15 protein-coding genes are annotated in these 11,143 nt (G+C 69.5%); 8 read left to right on the top strand and 7 right to left on the bottom strand.

The genetic code is table 11. From position 1 onward, the window contains the following. From H5J31_RS38505 to H5J31_RS38490, 4 genes are all read right to left on the bottom strand, one after another. Positions 1–916 (bottom strand): AfsR/SARP family transcriptional regulator (locus H5J31_RS38505; protein WP_181777587.1); only part of this gene is annotated, 916 nt, incomplete at its 3' end. 31 nt (positions 917–947) lie between these two features. Then, positions 948–1,652: a TetR/AcrR family transcriptional regulator gene (locus H5J31_RS38500; protein ID WP_181777586.1), complete on the bottom strand. Its 705-nt coding sequence runs from the start codon at positions 1,650–1,652 to the stop codon at positions 948–950. A gap of 62 nt (positions 1,653–1,714) precedes the next feature. Next, the gene (locus H5J31_RS38495; protein WP_181777585.1) at positions 1,715–2,041 is read right to left on the bottom strand and encodes a hypothetical protein; all 327 of its coding nucleotides are present in this window, start codon (positions 2,039–2,041) and stop codon (positions 1,715–1,717) included. 316 nt (positions 2,042–2,357) lie between these two features. Further along, positions 2,358–2,948 carry a cysteine hydrolase family protein gene (locus H5J31_RS38490; RefSeq protein WP_181777584.1) on the bottom strand — a complete coding sequence of 197 codons (591 nt, stop codon included), beginning with the start codon at positions 2,946–2,948 and terminating at the stop codon, positions 2,358–2,360. Positions 2,949–3,066: 118 nt separating this feature from the next. On the opposite strand from H5J31_RS38490, the gene H5J31_RS40520 reads away from it, so the two are divergent. Continuing rightward, the gene (locus H5J31_RS40520) at positions 3,067–4,026 is read left to right on the top strand and encodes a GlxA family transcriptional regulator (protein ID WP_328701727.1); all 960 of its coding nucleotides are present in this window, start codon (positions 3,067–3,069) and stop codon (positions 4,024–4,026) included. Positions 4,027–4,136: 110 nt separating this feature from the next. Next, positions 4,137–4,433, top strand: coding sequence for a DUF1540 domain-containing protein (locus H5J31_RS38480; RefSeq protein ID WP_181777583.1), 297 nt, complete (start codon positions 4,137–4,139; stop codon positions 4,431–4,433). Between the two features lie 64 nt (positions 4,434–4,497). Here H5J31_RS38480 and H5J31_RS38475 read toward each other — a convergent pair whose 3' ends face one another. After that, on the bottom strand, positions 4,498–4,839 hold the full coding sequence (locus tag H5J31_RS38475) for a winged helix-turn-helix transcriptional regulator (RefSeq protein ID WP_181777582.1): 342 nt from the start codon (positions 4,837–4,839) through the stop codon (positions 4,498–4,500). 88 nt (positions 4,840–4,927) lie between these two features. On the opposite strand from H5J31_RS38475, the gene H5J31_RS38470 reads away from it, so the two are divergent. Beyond that, complete coding sequence (locus tag H5J31_RS38470) at positions 4,928–5,494, top strand: hypothetical protein (RefSeq protein WP_207899487.1); 567 nt, start codon at positions 4,928–4,930, stop codon at positions 5,492–5,494. A gap of 9 nt (positions 5,495–5,503) precedes the next feature. Continuing rightward, positions 5,504–6,562, top strand: a complete 1,059-nt coding sequence (locus H5J31_RS40515; protein ID WP_181777581.1) for a DUF6348 family protein — start codon at positions 5,504–5,506, stop codon at positions 6,560–6,562. Between the two features lie 25 nt (positions 6,563–6,587). Here the strand turns inward: H5J31_RS40515 and H5J31_RS38460 are convergent, their stop codons facing one another. Continuing rightward, a complete protein-coding gene (locus H5J31_RS38460; protein WP_181777580.1) occupies positions 6,588–7,520 on the bottom strand; it encodes an oxidoreductase in 933 nt (310 codons plus the stop codon). 95 nt (positions 7,521–7,615) lie between these two features. Between H5J31_RS38460 and H5J31_RS38455 the strand changes: the two genes are divergently transcribed. Then, complete coding sequence (locus H5J31_RS38455) at positions 7,616–8,293, top strand: response regulator transcription factor (protein WP_181777579.1); 678 nt, start codon at positions 7,616–7,618, stop codon at positions 8,291–8,293. Positions 8,294–8,295: 2 nt separating this feature from the next. Continuing rightward, positions 8,296–8,808, top strand: coding sequence for a hypothetical protein (locus tag H5J31_RS38450; protein WP_181777578.1), 513 nt, complete (start codon positions 8,296–8,298; stop codon positions 8,806–8,808). 2 nt (positions 8,809–8,810) lie between these two features. On the opposite strand, the gene H5J31_RS38445 is transcribed toward H5J31_RS38450, so the two are convergent. Further along, a complete protein-coding gene (locus tag H5J31_RS38445; RefSeq protein ID WP_181777577.1) occupies positions 8,811–9,296 on the bottom strand; it encodes a M15 family metallopeptidase in 486 nt (161 codons plus the stop codon). An 86-nt stretch (positions 9,297–9,382) separates the two neighbouring features. On the opposite strand from H5J31_RS38445, the gene H5J31_RS38440 reads away from it, so the two are divergent. Together H5J31_RS38440 and H5J31_RS38435 are read left to right on the top strand one after the other, a co-directional pair. Continuing rightward, positions 9,383–10,057 (top strand): response regulator transcription factor, encoded by a 675-nt coding sequence (locus tag H5J31_RS38440; protein ID WP_181777576.1) that lies wholly within the window; start codon positions 9,383–9,385, stop codon positions 10,055–10,057. Positions 10,058–10,067: 10 nt separating this feature from the next. Next, on the top strand, positions 10,068–11,143 hold a 1,076-nt coding region (locus H5J31_RS38435), incomplete at its 3' end, for a sensor histidine kinase (protein WP_236005648.1).

The raw sequence follows: 11,143 nt of genomic DNA, 5'->3' as shown, positions 1-11,143 counted from the left end.
CCCCGTCCGGCAGGTCGCCGAGCAGCGTGCGCGCGGTTTCCGAGGCCAGCCGGGTCTTCCCGGAGCCGCCCGGGCCGATCAGGGTGGTGAGGCGATGCCCGGTGACGAGCTCACGGACCGTCGCGACATCGGCGTCCTTGCCGACGAACGTGGTCAGCTCGGCACGCACGTTGGTCTTCCGGTTCTCCTCCCGCCGTCCCAGTTCGCCGCGCAGCAGCGCGACGTGGACGGCGGACAGCTCCGGCGAGGGGTCGACCCCCAGTTCGTCGGCCAGCGCCTCCCGCGTCCGCTGGTACACGAGCAGCGCTTCGGTGTCCCGTCCGGTCGCGGCGAGAGCACGCATCAGCGCGGCGACGAGCCGTTCCCGCATCGGGTGCGCGGCGACCAGATCGGTCAGTTCCGTGACCAGGTCCGCCCCCTGGCCGACCTCGATCTCCGCGTCGAACCGGTCCTCCATGGCGGTCAGGCGCAATGCTTCGAGCCGGGTGATCGCCGCCTCGAAGGACTCGCTGTCCTGCAGGCCGACGTCCTGCATGGCCGCGCCGCGCCACAACGCGAGGGCCTCGCGCAGCCGTTGCGGATCCGCGCCGTCGCGGGCCTGGCCGACGAGACGCTGGAAGCGCACGGCGTCGACGGCGTCGGGCTCCACCTTCAGCCGGTAGCCGTCGGTCTGGCCCTCGACGGCTCCTTCCGGCAACACCTTGCGCAGCCGGGAAACCAGGCGCTGCAAGGCGTTCGTCGCGTCGGCGGGCGGCTGTTCACCCCAGATCCAGTCGACGAGCGACGCCTTCGGAACCACCCGGCCCGGTTCGAGCGCGAGGGCGATCAGCAACCCGCGCAACCGCGCGCCCGGCACGTCGGCCGAGCCGCCGTCGTCCGTGCGCACCTCGAAGGGCCCCAGCATCGCGATCTGCATTGGCCCGATTTTGCCACGGGACCAGCGGATCTCAGGTGGCGGCCGAGGGCAGGTGGGCAGCGGTGATGCCGGTGAGGACGAGATCGATCCCGGCGAGGAACTGTTCGCGGTCGTCGTGCCCCCGCATCTGGTCCGCGATGGCGTGGGTGAAGGAGAAGTCGACGGGGTCGAGCTCTTTCCACGCCTTCGACGCGGTGTCCAGGAATTCGGCGCGGTCCACACCGGACCCGAGGGTCCGGGCGTTCGCGGCGTTCTGGCCCGCGGCGCCGAGGACGTAGTGCACCAGCGCCGAGGTCGCGGTGAACCAGTCGCCCTGGGGTATGCCCAGCGCACGGACCTGGCGGCCGAGGGTTTCGAAAAGCCTCGGCGTCACCGATCCCCAGGGTTTCCGGGAGAGCTGCAGGGCGAACTGCGTGGCGAGCCAATGGTGTTCGACGATCGCGTCGAACAGGCCGAGCGCGACGCCGCGGATCTCGTCCAGCGGCGCACCCGAAGAGCCGGCGGGGACGGTCAGGGTGTCGCCGAGGACGGCGTCCGTCGCGGCGGCGAGCAGTTCGCCCTTGTTCGCCACATGCCAGTAGATCGCGCCCGGACCGGTGGCGAGGCGTTCGGTCAGCGCCTTGAACGTCAGCCCGCCCTCGCCAGCCGCGTCGAGCAGCTCGACGGCGGCCTCGACGATCCGCTCCTTCGAGAGCGCGTCGGTGCGTCGTCCGGCCCGCTGCTTCTTCGTCGCCACGAACCCATCTTGACCGGTGGCCTTCCGCCGGGGAACGGCGGAAGGCCACCTTCACGCGAGGATCAGTCGGGAAGGTCGTAGTCGGCGGTGGAAGCCACCCACGTCGCCGGGCAGGAGGCGACCCCGGTCTCGCCCTTGTTCATCCAGAGGCTGTAGAAGATCTGCCAGGTGGAGCCGGACTCGGGCCCGCACCGGACGCCCACACGGAAGGCGGTGTCGTAACAGGTTCCCGTGGCCCGGTCACTCTGAACGCCGATCGCGGAGCAGTTCGCCATCGTGCCGAGCGCCGACTCCGACCCGGCGCTCGTGGCGGACGCGGTACCGGCGCCGATGGTGGCCAAGGCAGCCGCGATGGGCAGGGTTGCCAGGGCGAGCAGGGGCTTCCTCATGATTCTCCTCGATCTTCGGATGGAAAACCGGAGGTTAGAAGCTGTCGCTGTCAGTCGGCTGTCACGAAAAAAACGAACAGTCTTCTGGCGAGCGACCCGCGTGGCCCGGTGATTTCGGAAGGACCGGCGTCACGGCCGAGGTTCGCGAGCTGGTTCTCCGCACATTCCCGATCCTTGGGTGAGGTTTCGGCCGGGATCTGGTCGATCCGCTGCTCAACGAGCAGGCCCTCGGCCGCGACCGCGGCGGCGGGCGCGACCGGAGGAACTTCGGTGCCATCAAGGGCGCGGAAGATCGATGCCGCAACCCACCCTTCGCCTAACCGAGCTCCATCGCGGTGGGGACGACGACCGCGTAGAGATCGCCGACCGTGGCGAGGGCGGCACGATGCTGTTCGGCGGCGGTCACCGGGCCGGCGACGGAGGGGAGCGCGCGTGTGGCGCAGGCGGCGGCGACCACGGTCGGGGTGTTCCCGCGCAGGAACGCGCCCTCCGCGGTGAACGTGACGCACATATGGGTCATGAACCCGGCCACCACGACGTCCTGGTGGCCGGCGGCGTCGACCAGCTCACCGAGCCGCGTGCCGACGAACGAGTTCGGCGCGGTCTTGACCACCACCTCTTCGCCCGGTGCGGGCGCGACACGCTCGTGGATCCGGCCGATCTCCTGCTGGATGTTGTAGGGGCTGCCTTCGCCGCTGTCGTGCATCACGTGGATGACGGTGGCGCCCTCGGCGCGGGCTCGCTCCAGCAGTGTGGCGGCCTCGTCGAGCGCTTCCTTCCAGCCGTCGAGCTCCATCACGCCGCGCGTGTAGGTGTTCTGGTAGTCGACGAGGATCACCGTGGCGGCCGCGAGCGTGGCGGGGGTCGTCGGCAGGGCGCTGATCTCGCGGAGAGTGGTGCTGGTCATCGGTTCTTCCTTCGCTTCCGTGGGGACGTCTACCATCCTGACTGACCTGATCCGGTATTGAGATACGGAATCGGGTCAGTCCTGGTCGTGATCGGCCGACATCGGTGAAGGAGGCGAAGTGAGTGCTCCAAGAGTGGTCGTCCTCGCGTTCGAGGGGATCAGCCCGTTCCACCTCGCGGTGCCGTCGCTGGTGTGGGGGCCGGAATCCCCGGCGGGCGACATGGAGCCGTGGCCGATCACGGTGGCCGCCCCGGAGCCGGGCCTGCTGACCACGAGCGCGGGCTACGCGATCGACGTGCCCGCCGGCCTCGACGCGCTGGCCGAAGCCGACATCGTCGTCGTGCCCTGGTGGTCCGACCCGGCCGCGCCGACGCCGTCGCCCGTGTCGGCCGCCCTGCGTGGCGCCCACGAACGGGGCGCGCTCGTCGTCGGGCTCTGCCTGGGGGTCTTCGCCCTCGCGGACGCCGGTGTCCTCGACGGACGTGCCGCGACCACCCACTGGAAATGGGTCGAAACGTTCCGGCGGCGCTTTCCCCTGGTCGAACTACGCCCGGAAGAACTGTATGTCGACGAGGGCGACGTCGTGACCGGAGCGGGCGCGACCGCCGGCATCGACACCTGCCTGCATCTGCTCGCCCGCGCCGCGGGCCAGGTCGTCGCCAACCGCGTCGCCCGCCGCATCGTCGCTGCCCCGCATCGGCCCGGCGGTCAGGCCCAGTTCATCGAATTCCCCGTCCCCGCCCCGGACGAGGACCCGCTGACCCAGGTGCTGAACTGGGCTCAGTCCAATCTGGACACACCGCAGAGCATCGACCGGCTCGCCGCCCAGGCACATATGAGCCGCAGCACCTTCACCCGCGCCTTCCGCGCGCGGACCGGCACCACCGTCCACAACTGGCTTGTCACCCAACGACTCGCGCGGGCCCGGCACCTTCTCGAAACGACCACGCTCGCCATCGACGCCGTCGCCGCCCAGTCGGGTTTCGGCACCCCCGCCCGCCTGCGCGAACACTTCGCCACCGCACTGTCCACCACCCCCACCCGCTACCGGGTCGAGTTCTCCGGCACCCCGGCTTGAACCGAAAACACGATGGGTTCGAGTCGCGCTCTCCGAATTGCCGCGGGCGGAACGCGGTGTAACCCTGGTCATACCGAACGACACCACCACCACGAATCGCAGGAGTCGTTATGACCACCACCGAGATGCCCGCTGTTCACGAATGCACGGTCAGTGGCTGTTCGTACAACCACGATGGCTGTCACGCTTTCGCCATCACCGTCGGCGGTGACAACGGATCAGCCGATTGCGGGACGTTCGTGCCGCTCAACACCAAGGGCGGCCTCGATCGGGTGACGGCACAGGTCGGTGCCTGCTCGCGGTCCGATTGCAGTCACAATTCCTCGCTGGAATGCACGGCGACCAGTGTCCGGATCGGCCCCGGCGGTGGCGACCACGCCGCGAACTGCCTGACTTATGCCCCTTGAGGAATCGTGTCGTGAGTGGCGATTCGTGTTCTGAACCGAATCGCCATTCACGACCACCGAGGGCTTACGTGAGCGCTTCGGCACAACCCATCGCCGCGTTCGCCGCGACGGCGCCCTGCGTGCGCTCGATATGGGCTTCACCCCAGACCCGCACGCCTTCGACGACGGGCAGGACGCTGGTCCCGTAAGGCGTGAGCCGGTAGAGGACGCGCGCCGGGACCGGCCCGGTCTCGACGCGTTCGACGAGTCCGTCGGCTTCGAGTTCGCGGAGCTGTTCCGCCAGCACCTTGGGCGTGATCGGCGCACCGCGCCGACGGAGGCCGGCGAAATGGGACTCTCCGTGGGCGAGCCAGTAGAGCAGGGTCAGCTTCCATTTCCCGCCGATCGCGGCGAACGCCGCGGCCATCGGACACCCGGGCAGCGGGTTGGGGCGCGAGGGGTTACCTGCAGGTGCCTTCTTGTCCATGGCCGTGCTCCGCTCGGATAGTCGGACCATGACCGTGCCATACAGACGAATACTGATCGCCGGCCTTTCGGCCCTCATCCTGCTCACGACGGCCTCGACGGCTCCAGCGGTCTCGGCGGTCGCCGACGGGCAACGAGACTTCGACTGGGAGATCGGCACCTGGCGGTCCACGGTGCGGGTCCTCGCCGAGCCGCTCTCGGAATCCGCGGACGAATGGCTCCAGTTCGCGGGCACCAGCACCGTGCGCCCGCTCGTGGACCGGCGGGCGAACGCCCTCGAGTTCCAGGTTTCGGGGCCGAACGGCCGCATCGACGCCCTGAACCTGAGGCTCTACGAACCGGGGGCGCGGCGCTGGAGCCTGACCTTCGTCAACCTGCGCGACGGCCTGCTCACCCCGGCGGTGTACGGCGGTTTCCACGACGGCGTGGGCAGATTTCATGGTGACGACCAGCTCGGCGGCCGTCCGATCAAGGTACGTTTCGTCATCTCCCGCCCGAACCCGGACGAGGCGAGGTTCGAACAGGCCTTCTCGGCCGACGGCGGGACGACGTGGGAAACGAACTGGCTGGCGGTGGATCGCCGCGTCCATCGCTAGACTCCCGCGGTGATCGAATCAGGGGGACTCGACGCCGCGATCGAGGTCGGCGTCGCCGCGTTCCGGGCAGGCGAGGAACCGCCTACGGACGACGAGGTGTGGGAGCGGCTGACCGGGGCCGGAGTGGAGCCTTGGCTGGCCGAACGGCTGCTGATCTTCCTGCCGATGGCGTTCACGCGACGGTTGCTGCCGGACGTCACGTATCCGGACGCGATGGTGGCTCCCAGCGGGACCTTCAGCCTCTCGCGGGAGCCGGTGTTCGCGGCCGCGTACGACCGCGCGCAGTACGCCGATCGCGGTGAGTTCGAGCGGATCGCGTTACGCAGCAACACTTTCGCGGTGATCAACGAGGGACTCAAGTCCGGCACGGCGATGGCGGATCTGGAACTCTCCTCGCCCGTGCTGACCGAAGACCTGGCGCCGATCGGGCAGGGTGACGGCGGAGTGCCTTCGCCGCAGGCCGTCTTCGAGGGATTCCTTCGGGAGCACGGCATTCCGCTCGGCGAAGACGCCAAGGTCGACACGAAGCTCATCGTCCATCCCGCCCCGGCCGGTGTGGTGATGGTCCAGGTCGACTTCGCGGTTTCGCATCCCGCGCTGGCCAAGCCGTGGCTGGTCGAGAGTTTCGCCGGCCACGGCCCGACCTGGCGGGAAGCGATCGGCCGTGCGGTGAACATGTTCATGCTCGGCGCGCTGCATCCGATCATCGACGGGCTGCTGCGTCCCGGCGCTGCTTCCGACCAGGTCGAACGCGAGCGCTACGAACACCCGGACGGTGCGTTCGAGCTCGTCCTCGGCGCGCAGATCAACCTGTTCGCCGAGACGGTGCCCTCCGCCGAGCCGTTGCTCGATCGGCTGCTGGAAGCACTGCGGGCGGAGCCGCTCGGCCGGAAGGTGCACGGGCTGCGGTTGTTCGTCGCGCACCACGACGGCGAGCTGCTGAACAACGAGGTCCTCCTGGACAGCGAGCCGTGGCCCGGTGGTGAGGCGGTGGTCGCGGACAGTCCGGCGACCCTGCCCGAAGGAAGGGTCGCGGTGCGGGTCTTCGGACTCCTCGTGCCCGCCTGAGCTCGTAACTCACGGGAGCGTTCGGTCAAGCGGCTCCGGTCGAAGGGCCTGTCACCGCGTCGAGGAGGGCCAGTTCGTCCTCGCTGAACCGGAGGCCACCCGCCGCGATGTTCTCCTCCAGATGCGCGGGGTTGCCGGTGCCGGGGATGGCGAGAACGTGGTCGCCGCGATGCAGCGTCCAGGCGAGCCGGACCTGCGCCGGGGTCGCGCCGTGCGCCTCGGCCACCTTGGTGATCTCGGCGAGACCCGGAACGACGCCGTCCTGTGCGGGGGCGCCGGGAAGCGAGGTCGTGACGGCGAAGAAGGGCACGAACGCGACGCCGTGCTCGGCGCACAGGTCGACGAGGGCGTCGTCCTCCCGGTCGGTCAGGCCGTAGCGGTTCTGCACGCAGACCACCGGTGCGATCGCCATCGCCTCGGTCAGCTGGCCGGCGACGATGTTGGAGATGCCGAGGTTGCGGATCAGGCCCGCCTCGCGCAGGTCGGCGAGTGCGCCGAAGTGTTCGGCCACCGACCCGGTTTCCTTGCCCATCCCGGCACCCCAGCGCAGGTTGACGACGTCGAGCTGGTCGAGGCCGAGCTGCCGGATGTTCTCCTCGACCTGGCCGCGCAGCTGGTCGGGGCGCGCGAACGCGAACTCGCCGTCGCGGGACCGGCCCGCTCCGACCTTCGTGGTGATCACGAGGTCGTCGGCGTAGGGCTGGAGCGTGGTGCTGATCAGCTCGTTCGCCGAGCGGGTGGGGGTGAAGTAGAACGACGCGGTGTCGATGTGGTCGACGCCGAGCTCGATCGCGCGGCGCAGGACGGCGATCGCGTCGTCGCGGCTCTTGGGTTTCTCGTCCCAGGGCATTCCGGTCAGCCGCATCGCGCCGAGGCCGACGCGGTTGACGGTGCGGTCGCCGAGCCGCCAGGTGCCCGCGGCGTCGGCGTTCGGTGCGTTGTCGTGGAGGTTCGTCATGTCCACCAGCGTCGCGACGAGGCGGCCGGACGTCAGGAAACGGCAACAAGTTGCCAGCTGGTCGCGGGCCGGGGAGTTGAGGCACTATCGGTGCCATGCGGACGAACGACGGCCTGACCCGGGCGGGCGATTCGGTCACCGTCGTGCACGGCGAGGAGGAGCTGTTCCGGCGGATCGGGCATCTGTTCGGGACCGTGACCGACCTCGCGTGCGCCGCCAACGACCTCGCGACCTGGGTGGCCGACCGCCGGGCGGGGGAGCTCGCGACGGTGACCGCACGGCCCCGGGACGACCGGCGGATCCGCAAGATCTACCGGTCCGGGCTGCTGCTCGACCCGGTGTCCGCCCAGGAGATCACGGGTATCCGCGATCGCCTCGGCGCGGAGGTCCGTATCTCCGCCGAGGACGTCAACGAGACGATCATCATGGACCGGCGGCTGGTGATCCTGGCCGGTGACCTCACCGCCGGGCAACGCGGCTACAGCGTCATCACCCAGCCCGAAACCGTGCAGGGAGTGATATCGCTGTTCGAAACGGCCTGGCGGTCGGCGACCGACCTCGCCGTCTACGACGCGCAGGTCACCGAAATCCGGCAACTCGCGCCCGCGGTCCTGGACCTGCTCGGCCGCGGCGTCAAGGACGAAGCCGCCGCGCGGGCCCTCGGCCTCGGAGTGCGCACCTACCGGCGCCGGGTGGCCGAACTGATGTCCGCGCTGGGCGCCGAATCCCGCTTCCAAGCCGGTGTCCGCGCGCGAGAGCTGGGTTTGGTCTGACGATGAAGATCCGGTGCGTCTGTGACGGCCTGATCGTCGACCAGACCGATTTCCAGCGGAACAAGGCGTACCTCGTCGCCGACCAGGACTGGTTCGACGTCCTCGACGACGAGGAGGGCCAGGGGACCGACCATGGCCTGTTGCTGGAATCGAGCCGGACGATGTGGCAGTGCGGGGAGTGCGGGCGGCTCTACATCGACGACCGGTCGGGCACCCTGCACCGCTTCGACCCCGCGGAGACCACCGTTCCGCGCGACTTGCTGGCTTCAGCCAGAGGTGCCCGATGGCGGGGCAACCTCCGCGGCCATTGGTGGGCGGGGGCGAAGTCCGGCGAGTTGTGGTGGCAGTGTGGGGAGGACGATGGCGGCTGGGAACGGTTCACCTCCGGGGAAGAGCTGGAACGTCGCTATCTGGAGGAGTTCCGGCGACTGCTCGACCTCGACATCCTCCGGTCGTCGTTCCTCCGCCTCGACGGGGAGATGGCCCACCGGTGGCCGCCCGCCGACGGACACTGAAGTCATCGCCGCGTTCTCGGATCCTGCGACGGGTCGGCGTACATCGGCGGACGGCGGCCGTCGATGGCTTCGGGACGTAGTTCGTAGTGCCACGGTTCGTTGCGGTAGATCTGGCACAGCCCGTAGGCGGCGCCGCGCTCGGACAGCCACGCCTGGGCCGCGGCGGGCCCGATGTCGACGGCGTCCCCCGACACGTGAGCGGACGTCTCCGGGGTGGCCACCCAGCGGGCGGCTTCCTCCGCCGAGCCGTATCTCGAGATCGCTCCACGGAGCAGCTGGTCCTGGTACTCCGGGGAACGCCAGCCGCCGTTGACGAGGATCTCGACCCCGTCGCCCGCGGCGTCCACGGCCGCCCGGCGCAGGGCATCGCGCAGGTCGGGGGCGAGGTTGGCCACGGCCGGGGTCTCGTCGTCGAAGACCGGCACAGGGACGGGGACGGCGCCTTGCGCGAGCCTGGACGGCGACCGGACTGTTTCGCTGAAGGACATGCCTTCAGCCAAGGCGGCGTCGTGTTGCGGGCACGTACGCGCTTTTCGATAGGCCGACGATATGCGGAAGTTCGTAGCATCGGGGTATGCGTGTGCTGATCGTCGAGGACGAGCCCTATCTGGCCGACGCCGTCCGCGACGGGTTGCGGCTGGAAGCGATCGCCGCCGACATCGCCGGTGACGGCGACACCGCTCTGGAGATGTTGAGTGTCAACACCTACGACATCGCCGTCCTCGACCGCGACATCCCCGGCCCGTCCGGCGACGAGATCGCCGAACGCATCGTCGCCTCGGGCAGCGGCATGCCGGTCATCATGGTCACCGCGGCGGACCGGCTCGACGACAAGGCCTCGGGCTTCGAACTCGGCGCCGACGACTATCTCACCAAGCCGTTCGAGCTGCGAGAACTCGTGCTCCGGCTCAGGGCACTCGACCGGCGGCGCGCGCACAGCCGGCCGCCGGTGCGGGAGATCGCGGGGCTGCGGCTGGACCCGTTCCGCCGCGAGGTCTACCGGGACGGCCGGTACGTCGCGCTGACGCGGAAGCAGTTCGCCGTGCTCGAAGTCCTCGTCGCCGCCGAAGGTGGTGTGATCAGCGCCGAAGAGCTGCTGGAGCGGGCGTGGGACGAGAACGCCGACCCGTTCACCAACGCCGTCCGCATCACCGTTTCGGCGCTGCGCAAACGGCTCGGGGAGCCCTGGGTGATCGCCACCGTGGCGGGCGTCGGCTACCGCATCGACACGGGGGACGAGCGTGGATAGGGAATCCGGTTTGAGCGTCCGCCTCAAACTCACCCTCAGCTACGCCGGTTTCCTGATGCTCGCGGGTGCCCTGCTGCTCGGGGGCGTCCTGGTCTTCTACCTGTACTTCCTGCCCAACGGGTGGATCCGGACCCGCGACAACTACTTCCTGATCGACCGCTCGCTCCTGCTGAGCGCCTTCCTGCCGTTCATGTCGATGGTGCTGGTCTTCCTGCTGATCTTCGGGCTGCTGGGAGGCTGGTTCCTCGCCGGCCGCATGCTCGCCCCGCTGACCCGCCTGACCGACGCCACCCGCAGGGCCGCGAGTGGATCGCTGTCCCATCGGATCCGGCTGCCCGGTCGCAGTGACGAGTTCCGCGAACTCGCCGACGCCTTCGACGCGATGCTCGAACGGCTCGAAGCCCACGTCGCCGAACAGCGCAGATTCGCGGCCAACGCGTCCCACGAACTGCGCACCCCGCTGGCGGTCACGCGGACGCTGCTCGAAGTGGCCCACAACGACGTGAACCGTGACCCCGCCGAACTCGTCGACCGCCTTCGCGTCGTCAACACCCGGGCGATCGACCTCACCGAGGCCTTGCTCCTGCTCAGCCGTACCGACCAGCGGTCCTTCGCCCGGGAACACGTCGACCTGTCCCTCGCCGCGGAAGAAGCCGCTGAGACGCTTCTTCCCTTCGCGGAAAAGCGGGGCGTCACCATCGAGACCTCCGGCGATGTGGCCCCCACCATCGGTTCGGCCGCGCTCCTGCTGCAGATGACCACGAACCTCGTGCACAACGCGATCGTCCACAACCTGCCCGAGGAGGGCGCCGTCCGGGTCACGACCGGTGTTCACCCCAGGAACGTGGAACTCGTCGTCGAGAACACCGGCGAGAAGCTCGCCCCGGATCTGGTCTCGACCTTCACCGAACCGTTCCAGCGCGGTACCCGGCGCACCCACGCCGACCACGTGGGTGCCGGACTCGGCCTGGCGATCGTCAAGAGTGTCGTCCAGGCCCACGACGGAACGCTGGCCTTCACGCCCCGGGACGGGGGAGGGCTTCGCGTCACGGTGCGCTTGCCCGCCGCGCTTCCGCACGCAGGCGT

Origin of the sequence: Amycolatopsis pittospori (assembly GCF_013870525.1) — a bacterium.
GTDB classification, from domain to species: Bacteria; Actinomycetota; Actinomycetes; order Mycobacteriales; family Pseudonocardiaceae; genus Amycolatopsis; species Amycolatopsis pittospori.
This window is presented reverse-complemented; position numbering and strand designations above follow the sequence as displayed.

Bases quoted from the DNA above. Each gene is read 5' to 3' on its own strand.
- H5J31_RS38495 (WP_181777585.1), bottom strand. From the start codon at position 2,041: ATGAGGAAGCCCCTGCTCGCCCTGGCAACCCTGCCCATCGCGGCTGCC.
- H5J31_RS38490 (WP_181777584.1), bottom strand. From the start codon at position 2,948: ATGACCAGCACCACTCTCCGCGAGATCAGCGCCCTGCCGACGACCCCC.
- H5J31_RS38480 (WP_181777583.1), top strand. From the start codon at position 4,137: ATGACCACCACCGAGATGCCCGCTGTTCACGAATGCACGGTCAGTGGC.
- H5J31_RS38475 (WP_181777582.1), bottom strand. From the start codon at position 4,839: ATGGCCGCGGCGTTCGCCGCGATCGGCGGGAAATGGAAGCTGACCCTG.
- H5J31_RS38470 (WP_207899487.1), top strand. From the start codon at position 4,928: ATGACCGTGCCATACAGACGAATACTGATCGCCGGCCTTTCGGCCCTC.
- H5J31_RS38460 (WP_181777580.1), bottom strand. From the start codon at position 7,520: ATGACGAACCTCCACGACAACGCACCGAACGCCGACGCCGCGGGCACC.
- H5J31_RS38455 (WP_181777579.1), top strand. From the start codon at position 7,616: ATGCGGACGAACGACGGCCTGACCCGGGCGGGCGATTCGGTCACCGTC.
- H5J31_RS38450 (WP_181777578.1), top strand. From the start codon at position 8,296: ATGAAGATCCGGTGCGTCTGTGACGGCCTGATCGTCGACCAGACCGAT.
- H5J31_RS38445 (WP_181777577.1), bottom strand. From the start codon at position 9,296: ATGTCCTTCAGCGAAACAGTCCGGTCGCCGTCCAGGCTCGCGCAAGGC.
- H5J31_RS38440 (WP_181777576.1), top strand. From the start codon at position 9,383: ATGCGTGTGCTGATCGTCGAGGACGAGCCCTATCTGGCCGACGCCGTC.